This window comes from Enterobacter cloacae complex sp. ECL411 (assembly GCF_021869665.1).
GTDB lineage: Bacteria > Pseudomonadota > Gammaproteobacteria > Enterobacterales > Enterobacteriaceae > Enterobacter > Enterobacter intestinihominis.
In genome coordinates this window covers 1492529-1506421 of record NZ_CP091486.1, presented here as the reverse complement: position 1 = coordinate 1506421, position 13893 = coordinate 1492529, and the positions used below count along the sequence as shown (strand labels likewise).

General features: G+C 54.6%; 16 protein-coding genes. 8 read left to right on the top strand and 8 right to left on the bottom strand.

Features of this window, described 5'->3' with window-relative positions; translation table 11 throughout:
• Nucleotides 1-10 precede the first annotated feature (10 nt).
• Complete coding sequence (gene gspC, locus L3069_RS07155) at nucleotides 11-742, bottom strand: type II secretion system protein GspC (protein WP_038415748.1); 732 nt, start codon at nucleotides 740-742, stop codon at nucleotides 11-13.
• Between the two features lie 300 nt (nucleotides 743-1042).
• Between gspC and L3069_RS07150 the strand changes: the two genes are divergently transcribed.
• Nucleotides 1043-2605 carry an ExeA family protein gene (locus L3069_RS07150; protein WP_038415747.1) on the top strand — a complete coding sequence of 521 codons (1563 nt, stop codon included), beginning with the start codon at nucleotides 1043-1045 and terminating at the stop codon, nucleotides 2603-2605.
• Complete coding sequence (locus L3069_RS07145) at nucleotides 2605-3237, top strand: hypothetical protein (protein WP_051979817.1); 633 nt, start codon at nucleotides 2605-2607, stop codon at nucleotides 3235-3237. Before L3069_RS07150 ends, L3069_RS07145 begins: the two co-directional genes overlap by 1 nt.
• A gap of 3 nt (nucleotides 3238-3240) precedes the next feature.
• Here L3069_RS07145 and L3069_RS07140 read toward each other — a convergent pair whose 3' ends face one another.
• The 3 genes from L3069_RS07140 to L3069_RS07130 form a co-directional block, all read right to left on the bottom strand.
• The gene (locus L3069_RS07140; protein ID WP_022647582.1) at nucleotides 3241-3864 is read right to left on the bottom strand and encodes a helix-turn-helix domain-containing protein; all 624 of its coding nucleotides are present in this window, start codon (nucleotides 3862-3864) and stop codon (nucleotides 3241-3243) included.
• 261 nt (nucleotides 3865-4125) lie between these two features.
• The gene (locus L3069_RS07135; protein WP_038415746.1) at nucleotides 4126-4956 is read right to left on the bottom strand and encodes an N-acetylmuramoyl-L-alanine amidase; all 831 of its coding nucleotides are present in this window, start codon (nucleotides 4954-4956) and stop codon (nucleotides 4126-4128) included.
• Complete coding sequence (locus L3069_RS07130) at nucleotides 4953-5276, bottom strand: heavy metal-binding domain-containing protein (protein WP_003858361.1); 324 nt, start codon at nucleotides 5274-5276, stop codon at nucleotides 4953-4955. The genes L3069_RS07135 and L3069_RS07130 overlap by 4 nt, the downstream gene beginning before the upstream one ends.
• Before the next feature lie 97 nt (nucleotides 5277-5373).
• Between L3069_RS07130 and L3069_RS07125 the strand changes: the two genes are divergently transcribed.
• The 6 genes from L3069_RS07125 to artJ all read left to right on the top strand — a co-directional run bounded on the left by L3069_RS07125 (nucleotide 5374) and on the right by artJ (nucleotide 9893).
• Nucleotides 5374-5892, top strand: coding sequence for a lipoprotein (locus L3069_RS07125; RefSeq protein WP_022647580.1), 519 nt, complete (start codon nucleotides 5374-5376; stop codon nucleotides 5890-5892).
• Nucleotides 5893-6118: 226 nt separating this feature from the next.
• Nucleotides 6119-6847, top strand: coding sequence for an arginine ABC transporter ATP-binding protein ArtP (gene artP, locus L3069_RS07120; protein ID WP_006809439.1), 729 nt, complete (start codon nucleotides 6119-6121; stop codon nucleotides 6845-6847).
• Between the two features lie 18 nt (nucleotides 6848-6865).
• Nucleotides 6866-7597: an arginine ABC transporter substrate-binding protein ArtI gene (gene artI, locus L3069_RS07115; RefSeq protein WP_006174322.1), complete on the top strand. Its 732-nt coding sequence runs from the start codon at nucleotides 6866-6868 to the stop codon at nucleotides 7595-7597.
• 6 nt (nucleotides 7598-7603) lie between these two features.
• Nucleotides 7604-8320: an arginine ABC transporter permease ArtQ gene (artQ, locus tag L3069_RS07110; RefSeq protein ID WP_003858367.1), complete on the top strand. Its 717-nt coding sequence runs from the start codon at nucleotides 7604-7606 to the stop codon at nucleotides 8318-8320.
• Nucleotides 8320-8988 (top strand): arginine ABC transporter permease ArtM, encoded by a 669-nt coding sequence (gene artM / locus L3069_RS07105; protein WP_038415745.1) that lies wholly within the window; start codon nucleotides 8320-8322, stop codon nucleotides 8986-8988. The genes artQ and artM overlap by 1 nt, the downstream gene beginning before the upstream one ends.
• A gap of 173 nt (nucleotides 8989-9161) precedes the next feature.
• Nucleotides 9162-9893, top strand: a complete 732-nt coding sequence (gene artJ, locus L3069_RS07100; RefSeq protein ID WP_015571008.1) for an arginine ABC transporter substrate-binding protein ArtJ — start codon at nucleotides 9162-9164, stop codon at nucleotides 9891-9893.
• Between the two features lie 75 nt (nucleotides 9894-9968).
• On the opposite strand, the gene L3069_RS07095 is transcribed toward artJ, so the two are convergent.
• The 4 genes from L3069_RS07095 to L3069_RS07080 form a co-directional block, all read right to left on the bottom strand.
• Nucleotides 9969-11438 (bottom strand): sensor histidine kinase KdpD, encoded by a 1470-nt coding sequence (locus L3069_RS07095; protein ID WP_032624570.1) that lies wholly within the window; start codon nucleotides 11436-11438, stop codon nucleotides 9969-9971.
• On the bottom strand, nucleotides 11422-12129 hold the full coding sequence (locus L3069_RS07090) for a response regulator transcription factor (protein ID WP_038417008.1): 708 nt from the start codon (nucleotides 12127-12129) through the stop codon (nucleotides 11422-11424). The genes L3069_RS07095 and L3069_RS07090 overlap by 17 nt, the downstream gene beginning before the upstream one ends.
• 72 nt (nucleotides 12130-12201) lie before the next feature.
• A complete protein-coding gene (gene rlmC / locus L3069_RS07085) occupies nucleotides 12202-13329 on the bottom strand; it encodes a 23S rRNA (uracil(747)-C(5))-methyltransferase RlmC (RefSeq protein WP_038415744.1) in 1128 nt (375 codons plus the stop codon).
• 40 nt (nucleotides 13330-13369) lie between these two features.
• Complete coding sequence (locus L3069_RS07080) at nucleotides 13370-13867, bottom strand: YbjO family protein (RefSeq protein ID WP_087878582.1); 498 nt, start codon at nucleotides 13865-13867, stop codon at nucleotides 13370-13372.
• Nucleotides 13868-13893: the final 26 nt, after the last annotated feature.

Genomic DNA, 13893 nt, shown 5'->3' with positions numbered 1-13893 from the left:
TGCACACTTTTTAATTGTTTAGAACATTAATCCGAATATTTTCAAGGTGAGCGTGACGTCGTACGATGACCTCCGCTTCTTTCATTTTTGACCAGTTGGCAATAATGCTTTTCGCTTTTGCTTCATCGGTCATATCGACAGAGTTAACCTGAACCGCCACATCGCCTTTTACCAGACCTGACTGGCTGTAAAAGGCGGAGGCATTCCTTGGGTTTATCCTGTAGCCTTCCAGTCGGCCCTTTTCAATTATGGGTTTTAACACCAGATAATCATCAAGATGCACACTCTCTGCGCCAACATCTTTTGTCGATTTCGTTACCGGGCCGCTATCCACGCCACCCTTAAAATAGTCCGGTTTATTTAATGCCAGAACCTGCGTAGTACCTTCATAATTAACCACCACATTATCTTTGTTTATTTCCTGAATAAATGCGTCGTTAAATCCAGAGAGAGGTTCACCCTCACGGTAGCTTCTCTGACCGCCTGGCGTTTTGATGACAGCAAAGGAGAGCCAGGCGTCATCGCTGTTCACAATACCTTCGATTTCAGCTGCCAGCGGGGCTTTCACCGCACCCGGTAAGATTTCCTGACGCACGGCTGCCGTAAAAAGCGTAAAGGATTTCTCTTCGCGCGTTTTTTTCAGCGGCTGTTGATCGGCATTAGCCAACTTATTCATAACTTTTTTATAATCTTTAAAGGTGAGATACCCTTGCTGGCCGCAAAAGATCAGCAGCACAAACATAATACAAGGCGTTATCCACCGTGAAAGAAATGAGAACCTCATTTTTTATCCGGCCTATAGCAAAGCAAAAATAAGCAGCGTCATACTGCGCCAATATGGATGAAAATAGTAATAAGCTGGTGCAAATGCGACCACTGACTTCGCCGCTAACTTTCATAAAGAAAAATATTGACCGTATAAAATCCAAATGTTAGACGCTGCCAGCAGGATATTTTTACCCTGTTTGCAAATTGACCGTTCAGGGGCGTTACCTTACTTTCTGATGCTGTTGCTATTCCTAATCAGAGACGGTAAGTCGTTATGTATCAGAGCCACTTTAATTTTAAAAATCCGCCATTCAGATCGATCGCCCGTTTATCCGGGGATTTTCTGGTGCCTTATCATCAGGATGTGTTCAACCTGTTGAAAGAGAAAACCCAGCAGGCGGGAATTATCGGGCTCTTTTGCGACGACGCCCCGCTTCTGGGTCACTTCAGCGATGCGCTAAAAACCCGCCACAGTAACGTCCTTGTTATCAATGCGTTTCCCAAACTGAGTGCCAGTAGCCTGCTGTACAAGCTCAATCCGGTAACGAAAGAGAGCAAGAATCGCCTGCAGGCGGTGGATGCCATCCTGCGCCAGTGGCACGAGGGAAAAGCGAAAACCAGAGTGCTGGTGATTTCACACGCCGAAGCCATGAAAGAGAGCTGCCGTGAAGTCCTGGGTACGCTGCTCACGCGAGCCCAGGAGCTGAACTTCCGGCTCTCCGTGGTGCTGACGGGCACTGCGGATCAGGAAATCCTGCTTAAGCAACCTGAACTGCGCGAATATACACACACTCGTCATGTCCTGCGCCCCCTGACCTGCCGCGAATTCCTGGGCTATGTGCAGGCGCAATGCGAAGAACACGGCTGTGAAAATTCGCCGTTAACGCCGGCCCGCGTGCGCAAAATGCACACGTTGACCAAAGGCAACATCAGCAAACTTAACGAACTGGCGCACCTGTCAATGCTCGCCGCCTGGACGGAACGCGCGTCGCAGGTCAGCCCGCGTCATTTACGCCTGGCGGCGGGAGAGATCCTGCCCGCGAAAAAACACGGTAAGCGTCTGGCAACCGTGGGGCTGTTCGCATCGGTGCTGTTTGCCGCTTGCGGCTGGTATTTAACCTCATCCATCAGCGGGCATCTTCCCATCCAGCTGCCGGTCCCCGTCAGCTGGAAACAGCCGACGCGAAAAACGGAGGCGCCCGTGGTGCCGGTTATCGACAATGAAATGGTTAATCAGCCGGATGCGATGCACCAGCTCTATCTGATGTGGGGATATGACGCCTCGGCCGAAGATGCGCTGTGCCAGAATGCCGCTAAAGTGAACCTGATGTGTAAACAGGGGAACGCGTCGCCGGAGACGCTGGCGCAGGAAGGGTATCCGTGGGTCAGTGAGCTGAAAACCAGCGGTCACCTTAACTATGCGGTGGTCGCCAGGGTCGGAGATACATCAATTGACCTGTTAATGAATAACCGGACCTGGCAGGTGAGCCGCAGCTGGTTTAACCGGCATGCGACCGGCAACTTCACCCAGTTGCACCGCCTGACACCGGAAGGAAAAGACGCGATCGGCGCGGCCAGCGACAGCAAAGACATGGCCTGGCTCGATCACCAGTTAAGCCTGGCGCTGAACCAGCCCGAAACGCATGCCCGGATCTGGACCGCTGAGATGATGAAACGCACCCGTGAGTTTCAGCAAAAAATGCATCTGCACGTGGATGGCATCCCCGGCGAAGAAACGCTGATGCAGCTGATGCGCGTAACCAACAGCACGCCGAGCGTACTGATTCAGGCCACCCGCACTACCCCGGACGCAAAAATGCAGGAGAAGAAAGCCTAATGTCGACCATCTGCCTTGCGGCCCAGCGCAGCTATACAACCGGGGAAGCGGTCTGGTTTTCGTACCGCCTCCCCAGCCTGAAAAACGTTTTCGGCAAAACAGCATTATGGATGGTCGGCCTTTGCGCCATGCTGGTTGTCGGCCTGTATATGCATGTCTACTGGAACATGCGCCACCCGGCGCCTGAACCGGTCAACGCCAGCGTTGCCAAACCGGAAACCCAGCTTTCGGAGATGCACTACGTGTACGTGAGTAAACCGTTCCCGCATCCGCAGCCTAAAGCTGCGCCAGTGCCTGTTGATGTTCCACCGATGCAGGATCTGCCGATCATCAGTGATGATGCCGACTGGCAGCAGGCGCCCGACGGCGCGGTGCCGCAAGACCCCTCGCGGGATACCCTACCCGGAACTGAGGCGCATGAGCACGATACCCCCCCCGCCAGCACGAGCAGTGAAGAGTCATCATTAACGGAATTATTTAAACAGGCATTAAAAGAGCAGGAGCAGGATTATTCTCAAGGAAAAATTCCCGCACCGCCGGTTGACGAAACGCAGGATAATTCACAAGCAAGTGTTAAAAACAGTGAAAACAGCCGTTCCCCTTTCAGTGATAAAGGAGACCGGCGGGAGTAGGCATTAATATTTTTCAGGCAGTGCGGTGAGGTTAAGCAGTCGACCTTTTTCCACCACAATATATTGACCTTTTTTCAGATCGGAGAGGATTTTAATAATGGTGCTACGTGCCAGGTTAGTGTATTCCTGAATGTAATCATAAACGTTAATATCACGCTGATGCTGTACAATCAGGTCGTTGATCTCATATAAAAATTCGCGAACAACAGAATATGCGCTGCGAGCGACCAGAATATCATCGCGCTTGCTCATCAGGCATATGTACCAGGAAAGCACTTTTGTCAGTTCAGGCCACAGGTTTTTCTCGGTCATCAGCTGGGCGAAGACCTCTTTCTTGATCGAGCGAACAACCGTATTCGACCGAACAAGGCCGTACATATGGGTGGCGTTGTAATACATCGACGACAGGCCGAAAATGCATTGCCCGGTAACGGTGAACAAGCACAGTTCGTCAGAGTCACGTCGAAATTCGACTTCGCCGCTGACAATAATATGAATTAAACCGGAATCAGCAGTGGAAATCTTCTGCCATTTTTTTAACGTTCTTTCTTCAACGCATGAGGTTGCAGAAATAATCTTTTCCATTTCATGTTGCGGACGTAATTTTTTTCCATAGATGCTTAACATTGTTATACCCGTTTTAAGATGTGATTTTAAAAAAACATGGCAATGGCATTCATACCGAACCATAAATATTTTCCTGATGAAAAACTCAAGAATAAAAAAAAGAGTAAAGTTTTTTATTCGCTTAATTGCTTAGCGTGCTATGTGTCCATCTTAAATCCGAATAATTTTAAGTCAATTAACTAAAAATGAAATGAGATTGTACTTAGGATTAATCTAATAGAAACTTGCGGAAATATACTCATTTGGGGGTAAGCCAAAGGTCTACCCCTGCCCGTATTTCTCTAAAAGTGCTTCGGCAATCGCCATGGTTTCCACATCCGCTACGCCATTCCATAACTGCGGACGAAAATGCATCTGGAACACCATGATGATGCGTTTTTGCTGTGCAGGCGTGCTGTTTTCTGGCACCTCGTAACCGTAGCGCGCCAGCAGATCGAGCAGTGCTGCGGTATCAACCTGCTGATAATGCGGTCGCCCGTTGATATAAAAATTCACCCGCGCCGGTTCGGGCCAGGCTCCGATGCCCTGCTGCGCCAGTTCGCGCCACGGAAACAGCGGGCCAGGGTCGTCTTTACGCTGCGGGGCGATATCCGAATGGGCCACAACGTTCTGCGGTTTAATGTCGTAGCGGGCGATGATGTCTCTGGCAAGCGGGATCAGCGCCGCAATTTGCCCCGGTTCGAAGGGGGTAAAGATTTTCACGCCATCGGTTTTCCGCCAGCCGCGGTTTTCCAGCTCAATGCCGACGGAGGTATCATTTATGCGGTTGGTCCCACGCCAAAAGCTAATACCTGCATGCCAGGCCAGCTCGCTCTCCGGCACCAGCTGCCAGATACGCGGTTTGCCCTGCGGAGCTGGGGGCTTCGCGGGGATGAGATAGTGAGAGCTGACGTTTTTATCGGTCAAGGTCGCAAGCGAGGTGTCGAAATCATCGGCGGTGTAATGGATCACCAGCACCTTTATGCGCGGGTAGGCCGCCTGCGCCTGATGGCGCGTATCAAGTTCGTACGCGCCTTTATCAACAATGCCCTCTTCCGAGGCGCATCCTGCCAGCAACAATGCCAGCAGGAGGGTTGAGAGCGAACGCTTCATCGACGGGTTTTCACCGCCGTGCCGCTTACGCTCACCATCAGCATGCTGGCATCTTTCCCGACCGTTTCGTAGTCGATATCAATGCCCACCACCGCATCCGCGCCCAGCGCTTTGGCCTGCTCGCCCAGCTCCTTAAACGCAATGTCACGCGCTTTACGCAGTTCTTTCTCGTAGGCACCGGAGCGCCCGCCGACGATATCCCGAATGCCGGCAAAGAAGTCCCGGAAGATGTTGGCGCCCAGAATCGCCTCACCGGTGACCACGCCGCAGTACTCGGTAATGGGTTGACCTTCCAGGGTTGGTGTTGTTGAAAATTGCATACTTCCTCTCCGTCTTTAGCGTTCAATGCGTTAGCAACTGCATTATCGGTTCGTTACGCTATGATTGAAAGGATAGTTAATAAATAAGGAAATCAACATGCGCTACTCTGCTTTAACGCTTTTAGTGCCCTGCGCGCTGGTGCTCAGCGCCTGCACTACGCCGGTCACGCCAGCCTTTAAGGATATCGGTTCCCGCAGCGGCCCCTGCATTGAGGGCGGCCCGGACGCCGTGGCGCAACAGTTCTATGATTACCGCATTCAGCATCGCGGTAATGACCTCACCGCCCTGCGCCCGTACCTGAGCGATAATCTGGCGAAACTGCTTAATGACGCCTCGCGCGATCCGCAGCAAAACGCGCTGCTTTCATCCGATCCGTTCTCCAGCCGCGCCACGCTGCCGGACAGCGCCGACGTCGCCAGCGCGTCCACCATTCCGAATACCGACGCACGGAATATTCCTCTGCGCGTGAAGCTAACCCAGGGGACGCAAACCTGGCAGGATGAGGTGCTGATGATCCGTGAAGGCCAGTGCTGGGCAATAGATGATGTGCGCTACATTGGCGGCAGCGTTCATGCTCCGGCGGGCACCCTTCGCCAGTCGATTGAGAACCGCTAACGCATACGTTAAATAAACGTTAACCCCGTAAAATGTCCGGCATTTCATGCGGAATGCCGACATTTATTCTCGCCCCCCTTTCCCGTCGCTATTTTGTGCTATGTTTAAGAGGAAACACGGGTTATATTTAACTTTTAACGCAGAAATATTGCATAACTATTCTGTCAACGGTACTATCTGCGGCCTCAATTGCTATAGATTGCCTGGATGAGTAAAGACTGCCCCGATGAGTATTAAACTAAACGGCATTAACTGCTTCTACGGCGCACACCAGGCGCTGTTCGACATTACGCTGAGCTGCCCGGAGGGCGAAACGCTGGTTTTGCTCGGCCCAAGCGGTGCGGGAAAAAGCTCCCTTCTGCGTGTTTTAAATCTGCTTGAAATGCCCCGTTCGGGAACGCTGGCCATCGCCGGTAACCATTTTGACTTCGCGAAAACCCCTTCTGATAAAGCGATTCGTGAACTGCGTCAAAACGTGGGCATGGTTTTCCAGCAATATAATCTCTGGCCGCATCTGACGGTGGTGCAAAACCTGATTGAAGCCCCGTGCCGCGTGCTTGGCTTAAGCAAAGACCAGGCGATGGCGCGAGCTGAAAAGCTGCTGGAACGTCTGCGTCTGAAACCGTACAGCGACCGTTATCCTCTGCATCTCTCTGGTGGTCAGCAACAGCGTGTGGCGATCGCCCGTGCGCTGATGATGGAGCCAGCGGTGCTGCTGTTCGACGAACCAACCGCGGCGCTGGACCCGGAAATTACTGCCCAGATCGTGAGTATCATTCGTGAACTGGCGGAAACCAACATTACCCAGGTCATCGTGACCCACGAGGTGGAAGTGGCGCGCAAAACCGCCAGCCGCGTGGTCTACATGGAAAACGGGTATATCGTTGAGCAAGGTGATGCGAGCTGCTTCACCAACCCGCAAACCGATGCCTTCAAAAACTACTTATCACACTGATGTGTTAGGGAAATTATAATGAAAAAAGTATTGATTGCCGCGCTGCTTGCTAGCGTCAGCCTTTCCGCTACCGCAGCCCAGACCATCCGTTTCGCCACTGAAGCGTCCTACCCTCCGTTTGAATCCATTGATGCGAACAACAAGATTGTTGGCTTCGACGTGGATCTGGCAAATGCCCTGTGTAAAGAGATCGACGCGACCTGTACCTTCAGCAACCAGGCGTTCGACAGCCTGATCCCAAGCCTGAAGTTCCGCCGTATCGACGCCGTGATGGCCGGTATGGACATCACTCCGGAGCGTGAAAAGCAGGTTCTGTTCACCACCCCTTACTACGACAACTCGGCGCTGTTCATTGGCCAGAAAGGTAAATACGCCTCCGTTGACCTGTTGAAAGGCAAGAAAGTCGGCGTGCAGAACGGCACCACGCACCAGAAATTCATCATGGATAAGCACCCGGAAATCACCACCGTGCCGTATGACAGCTACCAGAATGCGAAGCTGGACCTGCAAAACGGCCGTATCGATGCGGTGTTCGGGGACACTGCTGTCGTGACTGAATGGCTGAAAGCGAACGACAAGCTGGCCGCCGTGGGTGACAAGGTGACAGATAAAGACTACTTCGGTACAGGTCTGGGTATTGCCGTACGTCAGGGCAACACCGAGCTGCAGCAGAAATTCAACGCTGCGCTGGAAAAAGTGAAGAAAGACGGCACCTACGAAACCATCTACAAAAAATGGTTCCAGAAGTAATTCCTGATGAATGAAATTTTTCCTTTAGCAAGCGCCGCCGGGATGACCGTCGGCCTTGCCGTTTGTGCACTGATTATCGGCCTCGTACTGGCGATGTTCTTTGCGGTGTGGGAGTCCGTTAAGTGGCGCCCTGTCGCATGGCTCGGTTCAGCGCTGGTAACTGTGCTGCGTGGACTGCCGGAAATTCTGGTGGTTCTGTTTATCTATTTCGGCTCCTCACAGCTGCTGTTAACGCTGTCGGACGGCTTTACGATTAATCTCGGCTTTGCGCAGATCCCGGTGCAAATGCAGATTGAGAACTTCGACGTCAGTCCGTTCCTGTGCGGCGTAATTGCGCTCTCCCTGCTCTATTCGGCCTATGCGTCACAAACGCTGCGCGGCGCGCTGAAAGCGGTACCGCAGGGACAGTGGGAATCCGGTCAGGCGCTCGGCCTGTCGAAAGCGGCGATCTTCTTCCGCCTGGTGATGCCGCAGATGTGGCGTCATGCCCTGCCAGGGCTGGGCAACCAGTGGCTGGTACTGCTGAAAGATACCGCGCTGGTGAGCCTGATCAGCGTGAACGATTTGATGCTGCAAACCAAAAGTATCGCCACCCGTACGCAGGAGCCATTTACCTGGTACATCGTCGCGGCGGCTATCTACCTGGTGATCACGTTGCTGAGCCAGTACGTTCTGAAGCGTATTGATCTGCGCGCAACGCGTTTTGAACGGAGACCAGGCTGATGCTGGATTATTTACCCGAACTGATGAAAGGGCTGCACACCAGCCTGACGCTGACCGTTGCGTCTATCATCGTAGCGCTGATCCTGGCGCTGTTCTTCACCATCGTCCTGACGCTGAAAACGCCGGTGCTGGTGTGGATTGTCCGTGGCTACATTACGCTCTTTACCGGTACGCCGCTGCTGGTGCAGATCTTCCTGATTTACTACGGTCCAGGGCAGTTCCCGTCGTTACAGGAATATCCGGTTATCTGGCATTTGCTCTCTGAGCCATGGCTCTGCGCCCTGATAGCTCTCTCACTGAACAGCGCGGCCTATACCACGCAGCTGTTTTACGGCGCGATCCGCGCGATCCCGGAAGGCCAGTGGCAGTCCTGCGGTGCGCTGGGCATGAGCAAGAAGGACACGCTGGCGATCCTGCTGCCATACGCCTTTAAGCGTGCGCTCTCTTCCTATTCCAATGAAGTCGTTCTGGTGTTCAAAAGCACCTCTCTGGCCTACACCATCACCCTGATGGAAGTGATGGGCTACGGGCAGCTGCTGTACGGACGTACCTACGACGTGATGGTGTTCGGTGCGGCGGGTCTGGTCTATCTGGTGGTCAACGGTCTGCTGACGCTGATGATGCGTCTTATCGAGCGTAAGGCGCTGGCGTTTGAGCGCAGGAATTAATCACGCCAATGCATAAAACGGTATTCATTGAGCGGGTAACCTGATGGGTTATCCGCTTTTTTTTGCAACAAAGGTAATATTTAATCATTTTTATTGCATATAAATTCAGTAGATGGCATTGTATATCCAGGCCGCAGACACGGCGCATAAATAAGACAGACGGGAGCATTACAATGAAAAAGTTAGTTCTGGCCGCATTACTCGCAACCTTCGCCGCAGGCGCATCCGCCGCAGATAAAATCAATTTTGGCGTTTCTGCCACCTATCCGCCGTTTGAATCGCTGGATGCCAGCAACCAGATCGTCGGCTTTGACATTGACCTGGCGAAAGCGCTGTGCAAGCAGATGCAGGCCGACTGCACCTTTACTAACCACGCGTTTGACAGCCTGATCCCGTCCCTGAAATTTAAAAAATACGATGCGGTGATCTCCGGCATGGATATCACCCCAGAGCGCAGCAAGCAGGTCGCGTTTACCGACCCGTACTACGCGAACTCTGCGGTAGTGATTGCGAAGAAAGGAGCTTATAAGTCTTTCGACGAACTGAAAGGCAAGCGCATCGGCATGGAAAACGGCACCACGCACCAGAAATATCTCCAGGACAAGCATCCTGAAGTGAAAACCGTGGCCTATGACAGCTACCAGAACGCAATTATCGACCTGAAAAATGGCCGTATCGATGGCGTATTTGGCGACACCGCGGTGGTGAATGAGTGGCTGAAAACCAACCCGCAGCTGGGTACAGCGACGGAGAAAGTGACCGATCCGCAGTACTTTGGTACCGGCCTCGGCATCGCGGTACGTCCGGATAACAAAGCCCTGCTGGAAAAACTGAACGGCGCGCTGAAAGCGATCAAAGCTGACGGCACATACCAGAAAATCAGCGAGCAGTGGTTCCCGCAGTAATCTCTTTTTGCCGGGCGGTCTGGCCTACGGGGGTGGTCTGTAGGCCGGGAAAGCGCAGCGCCACCCGGCAATTTCTCATAGCGGCACAAAGAACCTGAACCGCGCCCCGCTCACGGACTCCATCAGCCTGATCCCGCCACCGTGCAGCTCCAGCATTCTCTTCACGATTAACAGCCCTAATCCCCCACGGTTCTCCCGCGACGCCTGAGGATTTAACGCTGACGGTCGCTGGAACAAATCGTCGCGCAGCGAGGCATCTACGCCCGTACCATTGTCTGCCACTTCGACCTGAAGTCGTTCATTCTCCTGCCAGACCGCCAGACGAATTTCTCCGCCGCTCGGCGTATGACGGATGGCGTTATCCAGAAGATTAGTGACCACGCGCTCGATCATCGACACGTCGGCGTTCACCAGCGGCAATCGCCCCGGCACATCAATACGCAGGTTCACCTCGCGCGTGCGGGCGGTAAGTTCAAACTTCTGCGCCACGTCGGAAATCAGTTCAGCCATGGCAAAACGCTCGCGCTGGGGCTTGATGCCGCCGTGCTCAAGACGCGCCAGCTCGAACAGCTGCTGCGACAGATGGCGTACCTTTTGCCCCTGACGCAGCGCGGTAGCGAGGTACTGCTGATGCTCCTGCGGCGACAGCGTGGCGGATTTCAGCGACAGCGTTTCCAGATAACCCAGCAGCGACGTCAACGGGGTGCGTAAGTCGTGCGAAATGTTGGCGATAAACTCCCGGCGCTGGCGGTCGCTGTCGGCCAGCCGATCCCACTGAGAGGTGATTTTGCGCGCCAGCTCGATAAAGGTATTGCGCAGGATCGCCACTTCATCCTGGCCGGCAGGCTCGAGCGGCTGGGCCGCCAGCTGCTTAATCGCGCTGATGCTGTCCTGCTCCAGCCCGGCCACGTCCAGCGTGAGCTGTTTAACCGGGCGCGTCACCCAGTACCAAAGCAGCAGCCCCGCCAGCAGACCAAACAGCGCCACCAGCAGCATCGACCACAGCGCCGTACTCCAGAGCGCTTTGTGCCAGGCCATCTCCGCCAGCGCGTTGGACTCCTCCCCCTGCAAAATAATGTACAGATACCCCTTCAGCTCGCCGTCCTGTCGCAGCGGGGTGGCGCTGAAGACTTTCTTATTCTGGCTTCGGGGATCGTCGCCAAACACCGGCATCACCGTCCCGCTCAGGAAATTCTGTATCGGCGCGAGGTCAATTTTTTGCCGCTGAATGTGCCCCGGCGGGGCGGCATCGGCCAGGATATCGCCATCAGGCGAGACAACATACAGCTCGACGCTCGGATTAAAGGTCATCAGCCGGTCGAACAGCGGCTTTAAGGCGCTGCGATCCACCCTGCCCTGCGAATCCAGAATCGCTTCCCGCTGCGCAATCTGCTGCGCCAGCCCGCCTGAGAGACGCTGCACCATCGCATTGCCGTACTGCATGCTAACGTAGAGCTGCACCGCACAGGCGACGGTGGCGCAGAGCAACAGTAACACCGTAAACAGCAGCGTCAGGCGCTGGCTCAGGCTAAAGCGACGCATCATGATTCTGCTCCGCAAATTTGTAGCCTTTACCCCAGACGGTGCGAACGATCTCCGGCTCGGCGGCATCTTTCTCTATTTTGATGCGCAGGCGGTTAATATGGGTGTTGACGGTGTGTTCGTAGCCTTCGTGCTGATACCCCCACACCTGCTCCAGCAATGCCAGCCGTGAAAAGACCTCTCCGGGATGGCGGGCAAAAAAATAGAGCAGTTCAAATTCACGCGGGGTGAGATCGACGTGTTGACCGTTAAGACGCACGGTGCGCGCCAGCGGATCGATAGTCAGACCGTGCGCCTGAATAATGCCGTCCGTCTGCGCCTGGCCCATCGCCTGCTGTCGGCGGAACAGCGCCTTAATGCGGGCAATCAGCTCCTGCACCGAGAAAGGTTTTGCCAGATAATCATCCGCCCCGGTTTCCAGGCCGGTAATACGGTCAGTTTCACTGCTGCGGGCGCTAATGATGATAATGGGCAGGTAGCGGGTCATCTGGCGGATACGGCGGCAAATCTCCAGACCATCAACATTCGGCAGCATCAGATCGAGGATCACCGCGTCCCACGGCTGTTTTTCCAGAAGCAGTAACGCCTTTCCCCCGTCCGGCTCGTGGGTAATGGCGTAGCCTTCATCTTCCAGGTTAAGACGCAGGAGTGCAGCGATATCGTGGTCGTCTTCTACCAGCAGGATCTGCTTCATGGGTAAGCCTTCAATCATTTGTTATGACGTAAGCTTACCTGATTTCGAGCGGGGGAAGAGTTCACATTTTGTTTAAGATTTCACGAGCAACGTCAGCACTTCGTAATGCGCAGTGTGCGGGAACATATCAAAGAGCTGAACGCGCGCAATGCGGTAGCCCGGCAGGCTGGCGATATCCTTCACCATGGTCTGCGCGTTACAGCTGGAGTAGACGATGTACTCCGGCGCCATCTGGCTCAGGTAGTCGCAGAGCGCCTGGCCGATACCCCGGCGCGGCGGGTTCACCAGCACCAGCTCCGGCACGTTGCCCTGGCCGGTGGCGAACCGGGTCGAGTCCAGCGCCTGGAAGTGCAGATTCGTCAGCCCCAGCTCCGCGGCGGACTGTTTCGCGCAGGCGATGGCCTCCGCAGAAATTTCAATCCCGGTGAGCTGCATGTCTGGCGTGGCACAGTGCAGGCCAAAGCCGCCGACGCCGCAGAACAGATCCCACATGTGATGAACCTGTAACGCACGCACCCAGTCGCGCGCGGTCGCGTACAGCGTGCTGGCGACGGTGGGGTTAGTCTGGAAGAAGCTTTGCGGACGGATCCACAGCGGCACGCCGTTGAAATTCTCCGCCAGCGCATGCTGTTCGGTGAAGAAAATCTCTTTCTCTCCTTCCATGATCGCCATATGCACCGGCTGAATATTAGCGGTAATGACCTTGAGCTGCGGAAGCTGTTCCTGCAGCCACGGCAACACCGCGCGAAGCTGCTCCAGTTTGGTTTCCGAACGCAGCACAAAGCGCAGCATCATCCCGCCGTCGATTTGGCTTTCGGTCAGCAGAAGGTATTTCAGCTCGCCGCGCCTGCGGGCAACGTTATAGGGCGTTAACCCCGCGCGGGCGATAAAGGGTTTCAGGGCGGTAAACACCGGCTCAAACGAGGCGGGATACAGCGGACAGCCGGTGAGATCGACGGGCGTGCCGTCACGGTGCAGCATGCCCAGCAGCGGCTTTTCGACGCTGCCGCTGACCACCATTTTGGCTTTATTACGAAAGCCCTGCTCCGGCCCGCTGACGGGTGCGCACCACTCGCCCACCGCGTGTGCTGCCAGCAGCTGTTGCAGGTCGGCCATTTTGGCGGTGAGTTGTTGAGGGACCGGCTGTTCTATCCACTGACAGGAGCGGCAGCGTCCGGCGTCATAGAGTGCGCACTGCATATGAAAACCTTAAGAATCACGAGGGCTGCGATTATACACATTATTGCAGGCGGAAGAACCGCCGACTGGAGGCGGGAACATAGAGCAGGCAGAGCACCAGCATGTCCGGCAATTTTTGCATCACTAAGGAATGGAAAATCTCGCGGCGGGAGCCGCCGGGAATGCTGAATAGCTCCGGATAGCCATAGCCCAGCGAGGCGGCCCACAGATAGCTGGCGGCGGTGATCTGCGTAAGAAAATATACCCAGCGCGCCCAGTTGCGCCCCTTTACCAGCGAGAACGCACAGTAGATCTCAATAAACACCAGCATCAGGCTGCTGAGAAACACCAGCGTCAGATTCCACGTCTGCGCGCTGCGGTGAATGAACTCCCCCATGCCTCGCGGGCCCAGCGTGTTCATAATCATCAGCACATCCAGGCAGCGGATCATAATAATGGCGAGCGCCGCCACCTGCACCAGCGCAGGGACGTTCGGACGGGCGTGCGAATGACGTGTTTTTTGCAAGAATCCCAATGTTTTTACTTCCCTGAAAAACAGTGCCGCGTCATACGCGGCACATCACT